Source organism: Streptomyces harbinensis, from assembly GCF_900116145.1.
GTDB classification, from domain to species: domain Bacteria; phylum Actinomycetota; class Actinomycetes; order Streptomycetales; family Streptomycetaceae; genus Streptomyces; species Streptomyces carpaticus.
On sequence record NZ_FPAB01000009.1, the window covers coordinates 42,833 to 58,888 of the forward strand.

At 73.5% G+C, this 16,056-nt stretch carries 10 protein-coding genes; 7 read left to right on the forward strand and 3 right to left on the reverse strand.

The window, feature by feature from the left end; translation table 11 throughout:
* The 4 genes from BM385_RS22000 (at window position 1) to BM385_RS22015 (ending at window position 5,344) form a co-directional block, all read left to right on the forward strand.
* A complete protein-coding gene (locus tag BM385_RS22000) occupies window positions 1-1,041 on the forward strand; it encodes a FecCD family ABC transporter permease (protein ID WP_093844142.1) in 1,041 nt (346 codons plus the stop codon).
* Window positions 1,038-2,129, forward strand: a complete 1,092-nt coding sequence (locus tag BM385_RS22005; RefSeq protein WP_019432593.1) for a FecCD family ABC transporter permease — start codon at window positions 1,038-1,040, stop codon at window positions 2,127-2,129. Before BM385_RS22000 ends, BM385_RS22005 begins: the two co-directional genes overlap by 4 nt.
* On the forward strand, window positions 2,126-2,953 hold the full coding sequence (locus BM385_RS22010; protein ID WP_093844143.1) for an ABC transporter ATP-binding protein: 828 nt from the start codon (window positions 2,126-2,128) through the stop codon (window positions 2,951-2,953). Before BM385_RS22005 ends, BM385_RS22010 begins: the two co-directional genes overlap by 4 nt.
* A gap of 135 nt (window positions 2,954-3,088) precedes the next feature.
* On the forward strand, window positions 3,089-5,344 hold the full coding sequence (locus BM385_RS22015) for a family 2 encapsulin nanocompartment cargo protein terpene cyclase (protein ID WP_093844144.1): 2,256 nt from the start codon (window positions 3,089-3,091) through the stop codon (window positions 5,342-5,344).
* A 57-nt stretch (window positions 5,345-5,401) separates the two neighbouring features.
* Here BM385_RS22015 and aceA read toward each other — a convergent pair whose 3' ends face one another.
* The gene (gene aceA / locus BM385_RS22020; protein ID WP_093844145.1) at window positions 5,402-6,700 is read right to left on the reverse strand and encodes an isocitrate lyase; all 1,299 of its coding nucleotides are present in this window, start codon (window positions 6,698-6,700) and stop codon (window positions 5,402-5,404) included.
* Window positions 6,701-7,023: 323 nt separating this feature from the next.
* Between aceA and BM385_RS22025 the strand changes: the two genes are divergently transcribed.
* Window positions 7,024-8,451, forward strand: a complete 1,428-nt coding sequence (locus BM385_RS22025) for a short-chain fatty acyl-CoA regulator family protein (protein WP_093844146.1) — start codon at window positions 7,024-7,026, stop codon at window positions 8,449-8,451.
* 36 nt (window positions 8,452-8,487) lie between these two features.
* Here BM385_RS22025 and BM385_RS22030 read toward each other — a convergent pair whose 3' ends face one another.
* Window positions 8,488-9,351, reverse strand: a complete 864-nt coding sequence (locus tag BM385_RS22030; protein ID WP_254791707.1) for an NAD(P)-dependent oxidoreductase — start codon at window positions 9,349-9,351, stop codon at window positions 8,488-8,490.
* A gap of 572 nt (window positions 9,352-9,923) precedes the next feature.
* Here BM385_RS22030 and BM385_RS22035 point away from each other — a divergent pair.
* Window positions 9,924-10,205 (forward strand): winged helix-turn-helix transcriptional regulator, encoded by a 282-nt coding sequence (locus BM385_RS22035; protein WP_051131065.1) that lies wholly within the window; start codon window positions 9,924-9,926, stop codon window positions 10,203-10,205.
* A 612-nt stretch (window positions 10,206-10,817) separates the two neighbouring features.
* The gene (locus tag BM385_RS22040) at window positions 10,818-14,648 is read left to right on the forward strand and encodes a Pls/PosA family non-ribosomal peptide synthetase (RefSeq protein WP_093844148.1); all 3,831 of its coding nucleotides are present in this window, start codon (window positions 10,818-10,820) and stop codon (window positions 14,646-14,648) included.
* A gap of 66 nt (window positions 14,649-14,714) precedes the next feature.
* Here BM385_RS22040 and BM385_RS22045 read toward each other — a convergent pair whose 3' ends face one another.
* Window positions 14,715-15,959 (reverse strand): DUF4032 domain-containing protein, encoded by a 1,245-nt coding sequence (locus tag BM385_RS22045; protein ID WP_093844149.1) that lies wholly within the window; start codon window positions 15,957-15,959, stop codon window positions 14,715-14,717.
* Between the last annotated feature and the right edge of the window lie 97 nt (window positions 15,960-16,056).

The following is a 16,056-nucleotide window of genomic DNA, read 5'->3' on the forward strand; positions in this document are numbered from 1 at the left end:
GTGACGTCGACAGAGATACGCACCCGCCCGGGCGGTGCCGGCACCGAGCGTGCCGGCACCGCCCGGCGGGTGTCGGTCGTGGTGGCGGCGGTGGCCGTGCTGGCGCTCGCGGTGGTCGCGAGTGTGACGCTCGGCTCCCGGCCGACCTCCCTGGGGGATGTGCTCGACGTGCTGTCGGGCGATGCGGACCCGTTCGTCACCACCGTGGTGGAGAGCCGGTATCCGCGTACGGTGCTGGGCGTGCTCGCCGGTCTGTGTCTGGCGGTGGGCGGCACGCTGATGCAGGGGCTGACCCGCAATCCGCTGGCGGATCCGGGGCTGCTGGGCATCAACGCGGGCGCCGCCGCGGCCCTGGTGGCGGCGACGGCGCTGCTGGGCGCGCAGAGCGGCATGGGCGTGGTGTGGTGGGCGCTGGCGGGCGCGCTGCTGGCCGGGGTGCTGGTGCAGGGCATCGGCGCGGCGGGCGGCGGCTCCGGGGTGGTGCGGCTGGTGCTGGCCGGGGCGGTGGTCTCGGCGGTGCTGTTCGCGTTCATCCAGGCGGTGACGCTGAGCATGCCGGAGGTGTTCGACAGCTACCGCTACTGGGTGGTGGGCTCGCTCGGCGGGCGGGATTTCGCGGTGTTCCGGGCGGTGCTGCCGTTCGCGGTGGCGGGTCTGGTGGCGGCACTGCTGCTGAGCGGCGGGCTCAACTCGCTGGCGCTGGGGGACGAGGCGGCGATCTCGCTGGGGGCGCATCCGCTGCTGATCCGTACCGGTGCGCTGATCGCGGCGACCGTGCTGAGCGCGTCGGCGACCGCGGCGGTGGGGCCGGTGGCGTTCGTGGGTCTGGCGGTGCCGCACATCGTGCGCGCGCTGGTCGGGGTGGACTTCCGGTGGCAGATCCCGGTGGCGGCGCTGGCCGGTCCCTCGCTGCTGCTGCTGGCGGACGTGGTGGGGCGAGTGGTCATGCGTCCGCAGGAGCTGATGGTGGGTGTGGTGACGGCGTTCGTGGGGGCGCCGGTGCTGCTGTACGCGGTGCGCAGGATGAAGGGGAACGCATGACGGGGGTGCGGGCCCCGGCCCGTCCGGAGCGCGCGGCCGGCCCGGCCGCCGCGGCGGTGCCGCGCGGGATGCTGCGGATCGGGCGGCTGGTGGCGGTGCCGGTGCGCCGCCGTTCGCTGGTGATCGCGGTGGTGCTGGTGGCGCTGATCGTGGTCGCGGCGGTGGCGACGCTGTCGATGGGCCGGCTCGGTATCGGTCCGGGCCGGCTGCCGCAGGCGCTGCTGGGCGGCGCGGACGGCAAGGAGGCGTTCGTCCTGGAGCGGCTGCGCGGGCCGAGGCTGGTGGTCGCGGTGGGGACGGGCGCCGCGCTCGGCCTGTCCGGGGCGCTGTTCCAGTCGGTGACGCGCAATCCGCTGGGCAGTCCGGACGTGATCGGGCTGGGCGCCGGCGCGGGGGCGGGCGCGGCGGTGGCCGCGCTGTTCCTCCCCGGGGTGCTGCCGGTGCCGCTGGGGGCGCTGCTGGGGGCGGCGGTCGCGATGGCGGCGGTGTACTTCTCCACCGGGACCGGTTTCCGCAATCCGGGCCGGCTGATCGTGGCGGGCATCGGGGTGGCGGCGATCGCGCAGGCCTTCACGCAGTACGTGGTGTACGTGATGGAGCGGGAGGCGGCCACGGTGCTGGCCGCGTACGTGAACGGGTCGCTGGCGGCCCGCTCCTGGCACCACGCGGCCACCATCTGGCTGGTGCTGGCGCTGGTGGTGCCGGCGGCGGCCCTGATCGCGCGCCGGCTCGATATCTCCGAGATGGGTGACGAGCTGGCGCAGGGTCTGGGGGCGGAGCCGAAGAACACCCGGGTGGCGGCCGTGGTGCTGTCGGTGGTGCTGGCGGCGGGGGCGGTGAGTGTGGCGGGGCCGATCGCGTTCATCGCGCTGACGGCTCCGCAGATCGCCCGGCGGCTGACCGGGGGCACGGGGGCGCATCTGACGTTGTCGGCGTTGATGGGGGCGCTGTTGCTGACGGTGGCGGATCTGGCGGCGCAGCAACTGCCGACGGCCACCAGTCTGCCGGTGGGCATCTACACGATGGCCCTGGGCGGCGTGTATCTGGGGTATCTGCTGGTGCGCGAGTGGCGGAGGAAAAGACTGTGAGCGAGCGGGCCGAGTCCGGCGGGGAAGATGTGCGGGGGCTGAGCGCGCGGGAGGTGACGATCTCCTACGGCGGCCGGGAGCCGGTGGTGCGGGATCTGAGCCTGGATCTGCCGCACGGCGGGCTGACGATGATCATCGGCCCGAACGGCTGCGGCAAGTCGACCCTGCTGAAGGCGCTGGCGCGGGCGGTGAAGCCGGACCGGGGTCAGGTGCTGCTGCACGGCGTGGACGTGCACACGCTGCGCGGCAAGGAGGTGGCCCGGCAGCTGGCGCTGCTGCCGCAGTCGCCGCTGGCGCCGGAGGGGATCACGGTGCGGGATCTGGTGGCGCGGGGCCGGTATCCGCACCACTCGCTGCTGCGCCAGTGGTCGCCGGAGGACGAGCCGGCGATCGCGTTCGCGCTGGAGCGCACCGGGCTCGGCCACCTCGGGCAGGCGCAGGCGGGTGAGCTGTCGGGGGGTCAGCGGCAGCGGGCGTGGATCGCGATGGTGCTGGCGCAGCGCACCGAGCTTTTGCTGCTGGACGAGCCGACGACGTATCTGGACATCGCGCACCAGTACGACCTGCTGGAGCTGTGCGCGGAGCTGCATCGCGAGGGGCGGACGATCGTGGCGGTGCTGCACGATCTGAACCAGGCGGCGCGGTTCGCCACGCATCTGGTGGTGATGGACGCGGGCCGGGTGGTGGCGCAGGGGCCGCCGCAGGAGGTGATGACGGCCGAGCTGGTGGGTGAGGTGTTCGGGCTGCGGTGCGACATCGTGCCGGATCCGCGGACCGGGACGCCGATGGTGGTGCCGCACGAGCGGGCGGTGCCGGCCGGCTGACCACCACCTCTCCCCCGTGGTCATATGTTCTGATTCTCCGGGCGGATAGGGAGGTTTCGGCGCGGGGTAGGGCCTGCGGGACGACGGACGCGCTCCGTCGCGCGACCGACGCGTTTCACGGAAGGCCAGAACCCGGTGACCCAGCCGTTCCAGCTCCCCGACTTCTACACGCCCTACCCCGCCCGGCTCAATCCCCTTCTCGAACAGGCCAGGGAGCATTCGCGCCGCTGGGCCCGTGAGATGGGGATGCTCGAGGGGTCGGGCGTATGGGACCAGCGGGACCTCGACGCCCACGACTACGCGCTGCTGTGCGCGTACACCCACCCGGACGCCTCGGCCGAGACGCTGAACCTGGTGACGGACTGGTACGTGTGGGTGTTCTTCTTCGACGACCACTTCCTGGAGCTGTACAAGCGCCCGCACGACCGGGAGGGCGGCAAGGCCCATCTGGACCGGCTGCCGGCGTTCATGCCGCTGGAGGACGGGGCGCCGGTGCCCGCGCCGGCCAACCCGGTGGAAGCGGGGCTGGCGGATCTGTGGGCGCGCACGGTGCCGGCGCACTCGGCGGCCTGGCGGGCCCGGTTCGCGGAGAGCACCGAGCATCTGCTCAACGAGTCGCTGTGGGAACTGTCGAACATCAACGCGCACCGGATCGCCAACCCGGTGGAGTACATCGAGATGCGCCGCAAGGTCGGCGGGGCACCCTGGTCGGCCGGGCTGATCGAGCACGCGGTGGGCGCCGAGGTACCGGCGGCGGTGGCGGGTTCACGCCCGCTGCTGGTGCTGCGCGACGCGTTCTCGGACGGGGTGCATCTGCGCAACGACCTCTTCTCCTACCAGCGCGAGGTGGAGGACGAGGGCGAGCTGAGCAACGGGGTGCTGGTGCTGGAGACGTTTCTCGGCTGCACCACCCAGGAGGCCGCCGAGGCCGTCAACGATCTGCTGACCTCCCGGTTGCAGCAGTTCGAGCACACCGCGCTGACCGAACTGGCGCCGCTGTTCGCCGAACACGCGCTCTCCCCGGAGGAGTGCGCGGCGGTGCTCGCCTATGTGAAGGGCCTGCAGGACTGGCAGTCCGGCGGGCACGAGTGGCATCTGCGCTCCAGCCGGTACATGAACGAGGGCGCGGTGGGCGCCGCCGGCACCGCCGCCGGCGCCGGGCTGTTCGCGCCCTCCGGCCTGGGCACCTCGGCGCGGCTGCCGGGCGGGGTGCGCACCACGGTGCGTGCCGAGAAGGGCCGGGCCAGGCGGCACGCGCACCGGCCGTACACAGTGACCGGCACGCTCCCGCTGCCGGAGTTCGAGATGCCCTTCCGCACCACGCTCAGCCCGCATCTGGACGCGGCGCGCCGGCATGTCATGGAGTGGTCGCGGGCGATGGGGCTGCTGGAGCCGCAGCCGGGGGTGCCCGGCTCGTACGTCTGGGACGAGGGGAAGCTGGCCACCTTCGACTTCCCGCTGTGCGCGGCCGGGATCCATCCGGACGCCTCGCCCGAGCAGCTGAACCTCACCTCGGGCTGGCTGACCTGGGGCACCTACGCCGACGACTACTTCCCCGCGGTCTTCGGGCGCGGCCGGGATCTGGCGGGGGCCCGGGTGTGCGTGGAGCGGCTGAACGCGCTCATGCCGGTGGACGGCGGATCGCCGCCGGCGCCGGCGAACGCGCTGGAGCGGTCCCTGGCCGATCTGTGGCAGCGCACCGCCGGGCCGCTGGAGCCGGCGGCCCGGGCGACGTTCCGCGCCACCGTCTCGGACATGGTGGGCAGTTGGCTGTGGGAGCTGGACAACCAGGCGTTCCACCGGGTGCCGGATCCGGTGGACTACATCGAGATGCGGCGCATGACGTTCGGTTCGGATCTCACCATGTCGCTGTCGCGGCTCTCGCACGGCAACCGGGTGCCGCCGGAGGTCTACCGGAGCGGGCCGATGCGTTCGCTGGAGAACGCGGCGGCCGACTACGCCTGCCTGATGAACGACGTGTTCTCGTACCAGAAGGAGATCCAGTTCGAGGGTGAGGTGCACAACGGGGTCCTGGTGGTGGAGAACTTCTTCGACTGCGACCGGCAGACCGCGCTGCGCATCGTGGACGATCTGATGAAGGGCAGGATGCGGCAGTTCCAGCATGTGGCCGCGCACGAACTCCCGGTGCTCTACGACGACTTCGAGCTGTCGGCGGAGGCCAGGGAGATCCTGGCGGGCTATGTGCGGGAGCTGGAGCACTGGCTGGCGGGCATCCTGATCTGGCACCGGGGGTGCGGCCGGTACGACGAGGAGGAGCTGCGCAGGCCGCCCGGGACGGGCGGGGCGCTGCTGCCGGCCGGGCCGGTGGGCCTGGGGACCTCGGCGGCGCGGCTGTTCGCCCGGCCGGGGACGGTGCTGTCCGTGGGCTGACCCGGCGGCCCCGGGCCCGGCCGGTATCGGTCCGGCCGGGCCGGGCGCCGGTGGCGGCTACTGGAACTGCTGTTCCTCGGTGGAGCCGCGCAGCGCGGTGGTCTCGGAGTCGGGGTTGAGCGCGGTGGCCACCCGGTCGAAGTAGCCGGTGCCCACCTCGCGCTGGTGCCGCACGGCGGTGAAGCCGCGCCGCTGGGCGGCGAATTCGCGTTCCTGGAGATCGACGTAGGCGGTCATGCCGTGTTCGGCGTAGCGGTGCGCCAGATCGAACATGGCGTGGTTGAGGGAGTGGAAGCCGGCCAGGGTGATGAACTGGAACCGGTAGCCCATGGCGCCCAGTTCGCGCTGGAACTTGGCGATCTGGTCCTCGTCCAGGGCCGCCCGCCAGTTGAAGGACGGCGAGCAGTTGTAGGCGAGCATGCGGTCGGGGTGCCGGGCGTGGACGGCCTCGGCGAACGCGCGGGCCTGGCCGAGGTCGGGGGTGCCGGTCTCCATCCACAGCAGGTCGGCGTAGGGGGCGTAGGCGAGGCCGCGGGCGATGGCGGCGTCCAGGCCGGGACGTATCCGGTGGAAGCCCTCGGCGGTGCGCTCGCCGGTGCAGAAGGGGGCGTCGCGCGGGTCGGTGTCGCTGGTGATGAGGCTCGCCGCCAGGGCGTCGGTGCGGGCCACCACGAGGGTGGGCACCCCGGCGATGTCGGCGGCGAGCCGGGCGGCGTTGAGGGTACGGATGTGGGCGGCGGTGGTGACCAGCACCTTGCCGCCGAGGTGGCCGCACTTCTTCTCGCTGGCCAGCTGGTCCTCGAAGTGGACGGCGGCGGCACCGGCCTCGATGAGGGCCTTGGTGAGTTCGAAGGCGTTGAGCGGGCCGCCGAACCCGGCTTCGGCGTCGGCGACGACCGGGACCAGCCAGTCGGTGGTGTCGCCGGCGGACTCGGCGGTGGCGATCTGGTCGGCGCGCAGCAGCGCGTTGTTGATCCGGCGGACCACGGCGGGCACGGAGTTGGCCGGGTACAGGCTCTGGTCGGGGTAGGTGTGGCCGGCCTGGTTGGCGTCCGCGGCGACCTGCCAGCCGGAGAGGTACACGGCCCGGAGTCCGGCCTTGACCATCTGGACGGCCTGGCCGCCGGTGAGGGCGCCGAGCGCGTGCACGTAGTCGGTCTCGTGCAGGTCGCGCCACAGCCGTTCGGCGCCGCGCCGGGCGAGGGTGTGTTCCTCGTGGACGGTGCCGGAGAGCCGGATCACGTCCTCGGCGCCGTAGGTGCGTTCGATGCCCCGCCAGCGCGGGTCGGTGGCCCAGTGGTGGGCGAGGCGGGTGGCGGTGCGCGGTTGCCGTGCCTGGTGCCGGTCGTCCGTCATGAGGGTTCTCTCCCGGTGTCGCGAAGGGTGTGGACGCGACGGCCGTGAGGGCGCGCCGCGTCCCGCGCGTGGAAGGTGGTGTGCGGCCCGCCGTGCCGGTGCCGGGTCGGCGTGGGAGTGACCGGCGGTCGGCCGGACGGGCTGTCCCGGCGGGCCACGGCACGACTATGGCAGTGGCACTGAGTGCCAACAAGCTGTGCGGCATGCCAAGTTCTGCGAATCTTCCGGTGCCGTTCGGCCAATGCCGCCAAGGCCGCCACCGGGGGGTGGCCCGGCGTGCCATCCGCCCCGATACTGGCGGGTAGCTTCGAAGGGGGTCATCGATGACCAAGGTCTTCGCCGGGGCGCGGCTGCGGCTGCTGCGGCAGGAGCGCGGGCTGTCGCAGGCCGCTCTGGCCAGGGCGCTGTCGATCTCGCCGAGCTATCTGAACCAGATGGAGCACGACGCCCGGCCGCTGACCGTACCCGTCCTGCTGCGGCTGGCGGAGGTGTTCGGGGTGGACGCCGGCTACTTCTCGGAGCGGGAGAGCGCGCGGCTGCTGGCGGATCTGACCGAGGCGCTGGCCGAGGAGGTGAGCGCGGGGCGGGTGGGCGCGGCCGATCTGGAGCGGCTGGCGCGGGAGCAGCCGGCGGTGGCCCGGGTGCTGGTGGACCACGGACGGCGCACCGCGGCGCTCACCGAGCGGCTGGCCGAACTGTCCGGCGGCCGGGCGGAGATCGCGGCGGGCGGACCGCGTGCGCCGCACGAGGAGATCCGGGAGTTCTTCTACCGGCGGCAGAACTATCTGCACGGACTGGACCTGGCCGCCGAGGAGCTGGCCGGGGAGCTGGCGCTGCGGCCGGGCGAGGCGCTGCCGGTCCTGGCGGCCCGGCTTCAGGAGCGGCACGGGGTGCGGCTGGCGGAGGGGTGCGAGGTGCTGCACCGCTTCGACCCGGTGCGGCGGGTCCTGCATCTCTCCGAGCGGCTGCGGACCGGGCAGCGGGCGTTCCGGCTGGCGACGCAGCTGGCGCTGCTGGAGTACGGGCCGCTGCTGTCGGAGCTGGCCGGGGAGGACTTCGCGGCGGACACCGACGCGTGGGCGCTGGCCAGGATCGGGGTGGCGCACTATTTCGCGGCGGCGCTGCTGTTGCCGTACCGGGTCTTCCACGGTGCGGCGGAGGAATTGCGCTACGACATCGAACAGCTGACGGACCGGTTCGGTCTGGGGTACGAGACGGTGTGCCACCGGCTGTCCACCCTGCAACGACCGCGCCGGCGCGGGGTGCCGTTCTCCTTCGTGCGGGTGGACCGGGCGGGGAACATGTCGAAGCGGCAGTCGGCGACCGGTTTTCACTTCTCGCGGGCGGGCGGCACCTGCCCGCTGTGGAATGTGTACGAGGCCTTCGCGGCGCCCGGACGCATCCACGTGCAGATCGCGGCGATGCCGGACGGCCGGCGCTACCTGTGGACGGCGCGGACGGTGACCCGGCACCAGGGCGGCTGGGGCGAGCCGCGCAAGACGTTCGCGATCGGTCTGGGCTGCGAACTGCGCCACGCCGGGCGGCTGGTGTACTCCGACGGCCTGGATCTGTCCCAGACGGCCGCCGCCACCCCGGTCGGCATGGGCTGCCGGATCTGCGAACGGCTCGACTGCCCGCAGCGCGCGGTACCGCCGCTGGGGCGGCGGCTGGCGTTCGACGAGAACAGCAGCACGTTCGTGCCCTATCCGGTGGCGGACCGGCCGGGCGAGGGCGCCGGGCCCCGGCCGTGAAGGAGCCGGGGCCCGGCGCGGGGCCGGCACCCCGGGTCAGCGGTCGCCGTCGCGGATGACCTCGATCAGGCTGGCCAGCGCGTCGGCGCCGTGGCCGTCGGCGACCCGCTTCTCCAGGAAGTCCTTGATCGGGACCATCAGATCGGCGCGGACGCCCTGGGCCTCGCTCGCCTTGATCATCTTCGGCAGCCCCATGGCGTTCAGCTCGACCGTGGAGATGTCCGTGGCGTAGTGGCCGGCGTCCACCTGCTGCGCCGCGCCCCGGACGGTGGGCAGCACGACATGGGTGATCCAGGCCTCGGCGAACGGCATGAGGGCCGCGGCCGGGACGTTCTCGCTGCCGACCAGGGCGAAGCCGTGCAGGGCGCTGGTCAGCGTGGACCACAGGATGCCGAGCAGGGCCAGGTCGTACAGGGCGGCGATGCCCGGGTCGGTGCCCAGGTGGACGCTGTTGCCGCCGAGGACCTTCAGGGTCTCCTCGTGGGCGTCGAAGATCTCCTTGTCGCCGCCGTAGAACAGCAGGGTCTGGGGCAGGCCGACGGCCGGCGGGACGGTCATGACGTAGCCGTCGAGGTAGCGGGCACCCGCGTCCCCGGCCCACGCGGCGGTCTCCCGGGCCTCGTCGGGCAGGCCCGAGGTGAGGTTGACGATCACCTTGCCCGCCAGGGAGTCCCGCACCGGGTCGAGCAGGCTGCGCGCGACGGTGTAGTCGAAGACACAGACGACCACGATGCCGGAGGCCGCGACGGCCTCCGCGACATCGGTGGCGCGCCGTGCGCCCTGCTCCACGAGGGGGGCGGCTTTCGCGGCGGAGCGGTTCCACACGGTGGTGGGGTGACCGGCCTTCAGGTAGGCACCGGCCAGTGCCGCGCCCATCATCCCCAGACCGATTACCGTCACGGGCGCACGATTGTCACCGGACACCGGACTCACTCTCCTTGTATCCCCATCAGATTTCTGCGTGGCATGCCACAAGGACCGCCTCAGGGGCGGTCTTCGCTTCATCGGTTCTTTCTCAACCTAGGCTCGGTTCTGAATAACTCTCAAGTACTTACCGCAAAGTGCGCACCTGTCCGCAGTTGCTTCCGACGCCGCCCGAGGAGGCGAAAGTCCCCGGCGGAAGAGCAATCCAGGGACCCGTCCCCGTGGCCCGCTTCGAGGACGGACCCGATGAAATATCGTGTGGCTCCGGATTCATGGGATCGCGTCGATGCGCGCTCCAGCCTGCCGAGGCGAACTGCGCCGTGCTCAGCGGCCGGTGCTTGCCCGCGGCGTTCTCCGGTCCGGAGAACGCCGCCCGACATCGGCCGGCGGATCGTCCTCTGATCGGGCCGACAACTACGTTGCCCGATCATCCCTTGCGTTAGCATGACGGTTCAACGATCGGTAAGGACACAGTTCTTGTGAGGACTTACGGAGGGGCGATCTTGAGCGTGAGGACCAGGCCGACGCACTGCGGGCTGGATGCCGCGATGGAAATCATCAGCGGGAAGTGGAAAGTCGTCATTCTCTGGGCACTTTCCGAGGATCACAAGCGCTTCGGGGAGTTGAAGCGGGCGATTCCGGATGTCAGCGAGAAGGTCCTGATCCAGCATCTGCGGGAACTGGAGGCCGATGGCATCGTCCATCGCGAAAGCTACGATGTGACGCCCCTGCGGGTGGAGTACTCGCTGACGTCCCACGGCATCGCGCTCAATGAGGCCCTCAAGCCGCTGGGGGCCTGGGGCCGGGAGCACCTCCCCATCGAGGTCTGACCCACGGGACCGGACGGCCCCGGGTCTCCCGGTGTCCCGGTCGGGGCTGCGCGGCCGTTCCCGCCCCTCATCCGGCCGGGGGACCACACCGGAGACTTTTCCGCACACCATGACTCACGGTCAGTGACCCGTGTGGGTATGTCTTCGTCTCCCCCGCCCGCTGCCGCCAAGCCGGTCCGGCCGTGCGCCGGGGCACGCCCGCGCGCCGGGGCGTCCCGTACGCGGTGCCCGTTCCGGCGGCACGGTGGGCGGGAGCGTCCGTGGGCGGGCGGGCGGGGCCGATCGGCTTTCGGTCCCCCGGAACCCGCCCCTTCGGGTAAACGTGCATTCGATGTACGGAGATAAATCCAAATGGCGTACTCTCAGAGAAATTAAAGAATTCCCTCAGTGGATTCAAAGAGTCCGGTGCCTAATGTTTGCTGACTCCACCCCGGCAACACCCACCGAAATCCGGTCGGGTGAGAATGCGGTACGGAAAGGGCAGACGTGTCGGCATATATTTCCGGTACGAATATCGAACTTTTCAAAGAGGACGCGAGAGACCGCCCGGCACCCGGGGATCCGGCCGTCTACCGGTCCGCTCCCCCGGCCCCGGCCCGGACCCTCCTCGATGTGCTGCGGGAGACCGTGACCCGCTTCCCCGCGGCCATCGCCCTGGACGACGGCGAGAGCCCGCTCAGCTACCGGGAGTTGGACCGCCGGGTCACCGAGCTCGCCGGCCGGCTGCGGGCCACCGGGATCGGGGCCGGGGACCGGGTGGGGGTCCGGATCGCCTCCGGCGGCGCCGAGCTGTACGTGGGCGTGCTCGCGGTGCTGGCCGCCGGGGCCGCCTACGTTCCGGTGGACGCCGAGGACCCGGATGAGCGGGCCGAACTCGTGTGGCGCGAGGCGGGGGTGTGCGCCGTGCTCGGCGCCGGCGGCCGGGCGGTGCCCGTCCCCGGCACCCCGCCGGCCGGGCGGACCGGGCCGCCCGGGCCGCAGGACGACGCCTGGATCATCTTCACCTCCGGGTCCACCGGAAAGCCCAAAGGGGTGGCCGTCAGCCACCGTTCGGCCGCGGCGTTCGCCGACGCCGAGGCCGCGCTGTTCGTCCCCGACGCCCCGATCGGGCCGGGCGACCGGGTGCTGGCCGGGCTCTCGGTCGGGTTCGACGCCTCGTGCGAGGAGATGTGGCTGGCCTGGCGGCACGGGGCCGCCCTGGTCCCGGCGCCGCGCGCCCTGGTGCGCACCGGCGCCGAACTCGGCCCCTGGCTCGCCGAGCAGCGCATCACCGTCGTCTCCACGGTCCCCACCCTGGCCGCCCTGTGGTCGCCCCGGATGCTCGCCGGGGTACGGCTGCTGATCGTCGGCGGCGAAGCCTGCCCGCCCGAGGTGGTGCGGCGCTTCGCCCGCGACGGGCGCGAGGTGTGGAACACCTACGGCCCCACCGAGACCACCGTCGTCGCCTGCGCCGCCCGGCTGCACGCGGGCGAACCGGTCCGCATCGGACTGCCGCTGAACGGCTGGGAGCTGGCCGTGATCGGCCCGGACGGTCTGCCGGTGCCCTGCGGGGAGAGCGGCGAACTCGTCATCGGCGGCGTCGGACTCGGCCGCTATCTGGACCGGGACAAGGACTCCGAACGGTTCGCCGCGCTGCCCGCCCTCGGCTGGCCGCGCGCCTACCGCAGCGGAGACCTCGTACGCGCCACCCCCGAGGGTCTGGAATTCGCCGGCCGGGCCGACGACCAGGTCAAGATCGGCGGTCGCCGGGTCGAACTCGGCGAGATCGACGCCGCGCTGCTCGCCCTCCCCCAGGTCACCGCCGCCACCTCGCTGGTGCGCCGCACCCCGGGCGGACTCGACGTGCTCGTCGGCTACGTGGTGCCGGCCGGCGGCGACACCGAGCGCTTCGACCGCACCGAGGCCCTGCGCCGGCTGCGCGCGGTCCTGCCCGCCGCGCTCGTCCCCCGGCTCGCCGTCCTGCCCGGCTTCCCGCTCAAAGCCTCCGGCAAGGTGGACCGGGCCGCGCTGCCCTGGCCACTGCCCCCCGACCCGCGGGCCGCGCCCGCAGGACCCGCGACCCGGGAGACGGACCCGGTCACCCGGCGGCTGCTCGCGCTGTGGAGCGACCTGCTGGGCACCGACGTCGGCCCGCACGACGACTTCTTCGACCTCGGCGGCACCTCGCTGGCCGCCGCCCGGCTGGTCTCCGCCCTGCGCGAGCACCACCCCCGGGTCTCGGTCGCCGACCTCTACCGGCACCCCACCCCGGCCGCGCTGCGCACCCTGCTCACCGAAACCCCGGCCGAGCCGGACACCGCCGCCGCGCGGGCCCCGTCCCGTACGCCCCGTACGGCCGGCTGGGCCCAGCTGGCCGCCCAGCCCCTGCTGCACTCGGTGGCCGGACTGCGCTGGGTGCTGGCCATCGCCCTGGCCGGCGAGGCGTTCTCGGCCGCCGGCTACCCGGGCTGGCTGCCCACCCTCCCCTGGTGGCTGCTGATCCCCGGGTTCCTGCTGCTGTTCACCCTGCCCGGCAAGGTGCTGCTCGCGGTGACCGGCGTACGGCTGCTGCGCGGACGCCGGGTGACCGCCGGCGAACTGCCGCGCGGCGGCGGCGCGCATCTGCGGCTGTGGGCCGCCGAACGGCTGGTCCAGGCGCTGAACCTCGCCACCCTCACCGGCACCCCGCTGGCCGCCTGGTACGCCCGGCTGCTGGGCTGCCGGGTGGGGCGCCGGGTGGATCTGCGGGTGCTGCCGCCGGTCACCGGGCTCGGGACGTTCGGGGACGGCTGCGCGGTCGAACCCGAGGCGGACCTGGCCGGCTGGTGGCTGGACGGTGACGTGGTACGGGTCGGCCCCGTCACGGTCGGCGCCGGGGCCCGGGTGGGGGCCCGGGTGACCCTGCTGCCGGGCGCCGAGGTGGGCGCCGGCGCCGAAGTCCTGCCCGGCGGCGCCGTGGCGGGCCGCGTCCCGGCGGGCGAGTGCTGGGGCGGCTCCCCCGCCGTCCGGCGGACCGCCCCCGCCGAGTCCTGGCCGGCGGCCCGCCCCGGTGGTGCGCGCGGCTGGGCGCTGGCCTACGCGCTCACCCCGGCGCTGCGGGCGCTGCTGCTGTGGGTGGCCTGGGTGCCCTCGCTGCTGCTGGCCTACGCGCTGCCGTCCTCCGGCGGCGCGGCCGAACTGGCGCTGCGGCTCCCGGCGCTGGTGGTGTTGGGCATGGTGTGCCACGCGCTGTTCCTCACCGCGGCGGTCCGGCTGGCCGGCCGGGCGCTGCGGCCGGGCACGCACCCGGTGGACAGCGTGCCCGGCTGGGCGGCCTGGCTGACGCACGATCTGATGGACACCTCCCGGCGCACGCTGTTCCCGCTGTACGCCTCGCTGTTCACCCCGGTGTGGCTGCGGATGCAGGGCGCGCGGATCGGGCGCGGTGTGGAGGCGTCCACCGTGCTGGCGCTGCCCTCGCTGCTGCGGGTGCGGGACACGGCGTTCCTGGCGGACCAGGTGCTGGCGGCGCCGTACGAACTGTGCGGCGGCTGGGTGCGGCTGGGCGTCAGCCGGGTGGGCGAGCGGGCGTTCGTCGGCAACTCCGGCCTGGTGGGCCCGGGCCGGCACGTGGCCGACGAAGCGCTGATCGGTGTGCTGACGGACGCTCCGGAGCAGGTGCCGGCGGGCTCGTCCTGGCTGGGCAATCCGGCGCTGTGGTTGCGCCGGGTGGCCGAGCCGCACGAGGTGGCCCGTACTTACGCGCCGCCGCCGCGGCTGCGGGTGGCGCGGGCGGCCGTGGAGCTGTGCCGGGTGGTGCCGCTGCTGCTGGCGGGGCTGCTGCGGCTGGGGGTGCTCGCGGTGCTGCTGCTGGTGTGGAGCGCGGGTGCCGGCTGGGCGGTGCTGCTGGTGTGCGGTCCGCTGCTGTGCGCGGCGGGGCTGGTCGCGGGTGCGCTGACCACGGCGGCCAAGTGGCTGCTGATGGGCCGGTTCCGGCCGGGTCGGCATCCGCTGTGGAGCGCGTTCGTGTGGCGCAACGAGCTGTACGACTGCTTCGTCGAGGTGCTGGCGGTGCCGTGGCTGGTGCAGCCGGCGACCGGGACGCCGCTGCTGAACGGGTGGCTGCGCAGTCTGGGCGCGCGGGTGGGGCGCGGCGTGTGGTGCGAGTCGCACTGGCTGCCGGAGCCGGATCTGGTGCGGCTGGGCGAGGGGGCGAGCGTGAACCGGGGCTGTGTGCTCCAGACTCATCTGTTCCACGACCGGGTGATGCGTCTCGACGGGGTGGAGGTCGCGGCGGCGGGCACCGTGGGGCCGCACAGCATCACGCTGCCGGGCAGCGCGGTCGGCGCGGGTGCGTCGGTGGGGGCCGGGTCGCTGGTGATGGCGGCCGAGCGGGTCCCGGGCGGCGGGCGCTGGCAGGGGAATCCGGTACGGCCGCTGGTGAGCGGCCGGCCCGCGGAGCAGCCGGCCCGGACGGCCGGCTGACGGTGCGGGGCCGGTCCGCCGCCTCCCGGGTGGCGGCCCGGCCCCGGGCGCACGCGCGCTGACGGCCTAGCCGTCCTCCTCCGGGGCGGCCAGCGCGTCCGGGTCGGGGCGGGTGGGCAGGACCTCGGTGATCCAGTGGGCCGCGGTGGTCTCCATGTCCACGTCGCTGCGGCAGCGCTCGGACAGCAGCAGCCGGTGTTCCAGCAGTTCGTGGTAGAGCTGGGCGGTGTCGATGCCGCCGCGCAGTCCGAGCGGGACCAGACGTACGGCGGGGCGGAACACGTCGCGGACCCAGCGGTGGGCCAGCACCTCGGGGCGGGCGCCGAGCGGGTCGCCGGGCGCGTAGTCCTCCTGGCCGGCCATCCAGGTCTCCAGGTCGTTCAGCAGGCTGCGGGCCTGATTCTCCTCGGCGTCCAGGCCGGTCAGCCGCAGCAGTTGCCGCTGGTGGTGGCCGGCGTCCACGACCTTGGGCAGGAAGGCCACCTTGTCGCCGTCCGGGGAACGCTGGATCTGCATCTCGGCGACGTCGAAGCCCAGGTCGTTGAGCCGCCGGATGCGGCGGTCGATGTAGTGCCGCTTGTCGCGCGGGTAGACGGAGGTGCGGGTCAGCTCGTGCCACAGCTCGCCGTACCGCTCGACGATGGCCAGGCCGAAGGCGACCGGATCGACGGCCGGGTGCAGGCTGCCGCCCGCCTCCAGGTCCATCAGCTCGCCCGCGATGTTCACCTGGGCGACCTCGATGTCGTACGCGCGCTGCCCGTCCGTCAGCCGGGGCTGGATCTGCCCGGTCTCGGCGTCCACCAGGTAGGCGGCGTACGCGCCCGCGTCGCGCCGGAAGAGGGTGTTGGACAGCGAGCAGTCGCCCCACGCGAAGCCGCTCAGGTGCAGCCGCACCAGCAGGACGGCCAGCGCGTCCAGCAGCCGCTTGATGGTGTCCGGCCGCATGGTGGTCTCGAACATCGAGCGGTAGGGCAGCGAGCCCTTCAGCTGCCGGGTGATGAGCACCGGCTCCAGCGGCTCGCCCTCGGCACCGGTGCGGCCGGTGACCACGGCGAGCGGGTCGACGGCCGGTACGGCGAGCCGGTCCAGGTCGCGCAGCAGGGCGTACTCGCGCACCGCCGCCCACTCCCCCACCTCTTTGACGGCGACCACCTCCTCGCCCGCGCGGGCGAAGCGCACCACGTGCCGGGAGATGCCGCGGGGCAGGGCCACCAGGTGCTCCTCGGGCCACCGTTCCAGGGGTACGTCCCAGGGCAGGTCGAGCAGGGTCGCCGGGTGCGAGGGGTCGGTGGCGGTGATCCGGAGGTCCATGGCCCCAGTGTGCGGCAGGGGGCGCGCGGCGCGGCACGGGGGCGCCGGATCGCGGACGCAGCCGTGCGCCGCGGCGGTGGCCTGGTTGCATGGGTAC

What these genes read in the sequence shown, in the direction of transcription:
- BM385_RS22035 (WP_051131065.1), top strand. Translation starts at nt 9,924, where the DNA reads ATGGAAATCATCAGCGGGAAGTGGAAAGTCGTCATTCTCTGGGCACTT.
- aceA (WP_093844145.1), bottom strand. Translation starts at nt 6,700, where the DNA reads ATGACGGACGACCGGCACCAGGCACGGCAACCGCGCACCGCCACCCGC.
- BM385_RS22025 (WP_093844146.1), top strand. Translation starts at nt 7,024, where the DNA reads ATGACCAAGGTCTTCGCCGGGGCGCGGCTGCGGCTGCTGCGGCAGGAG.
- BM385_RS22005 (WP_019432593.1), top strand. Translation starts at nt 1,038, where the DNA reads ATGACGGGGGTGCGGGCCCCGGCCCGTCCGGAGCGCGCGGCCGGCCCG.
- BM385_RS22045 (WP_093844149.1), bottom strand. Translation starts at nt 15,959, where the DNA reads ATGGACCTCCGGATCACCGCCACCGACCCCTCGCACCCGGCGACCCTG.